This window comes from Clostridium tarantellae (genome assembly GCF_009295725.1).
GTDB lineage: Bacteria > Bacillota > Clostridia > Clostridiales > Clostridiaceae > Sarcina > Sarcina tarantellae.
On the sequence record NZ_WHJC01000578.1, the window covers coordinates 1 to 755 of the forward strand.

Genomic DNA, 755 nt, shown 5'->3' on the forward strand with positions numbered 1-755 from the left:
ATTATGGGTTGTAGTAATGATAAAAAAGATATATCCAATAATTTCAATATAAATAAAATGAATAAAAAAACATTTGATGAAGTAATAAAAAAGTTTAATGCTGAGCATACATTAATGCTTAATGTTATTTTCAATTGCTTGTTAAAAATCTCTTTAAATCTATATAAAAAACATATATAAATTAAATTTTAAAATACATATTTTTTATTGAAGGTGTATTTTACTTCAATGTAACTTTAATGAATATAATTTATGTTATTTTAATTAAAGATAATAATTTATATTTACCAAAGAAAAAAAGGAGCATTACATATGAAAAAATATATTTTTAGTATTATTAGTATTTTTATTGGAATTTTATTAAATTTAATTACTTTTATTGACACACCTAATAAATATAATATATATCCTATACATTTTGTTGACTTAATGGATAATATGATTGTTTTATTTATTCTTAGTTTAATAAGCATATCATGTGCTATTATTTCACTTAAGAAATATAACGAACAAGGATTAAGTTCTATAGGGATTATATTGAATATGTTTCCAGGTTATCTTACATTACTTAATTTTCTTTCAATTTAGTTCCCTATTTAAGTTATCTTAAATGCAAATAATAAATATTAAAAATAAAAAGAAATTATAAGGAGTATTTAAATGATATTCTTAAACTTATATTTTAGGCTAAAAAATTGCTATTTCAAGATATATTTAATAAATTAAGTATAATTTGTGCTATCTTAATAAAGATA

The 755-nt window shown here is 17.7% G+C and carries 2 protein-coding genes; both read left to right on the forward strand.

Annotation, left to right across the window (positions count from 1 at the left end; genetic code table 11):
- Positions 1 to 180, forward strand: a 180-nt coding sequence (locus GBZ86_RS18085; RefSeq protein ID WP_207707484.1) for a hypothetical protein, incomplete at its 5' end; no start/stop codon positions are given.
- A 132-nt stretch (positions 181 to 312) separates the two neighbouring features.
- On the forward strand, positions 313 to 588 hold the full coding sequence (locus GBZ86_RS16445) for a hypothetical protein (RefSeq protein WP_152892471.1): 276 nt from the start codon (positions 313 to 315) through the stop codon (positions 586 to 588).
- Positions 589 to 755 lie beyond the last annotated feature (167 nt).

What these genes read in the sequence shown, in the direction of transcription:
- GBZ86_RS16445 (WP_152892471.1), top strand. Translation starts at nt 313, where the DNA reads ATGAAAAAATATATTTTTAGTATTATTAGTATTTTTATTGGAATTTTA.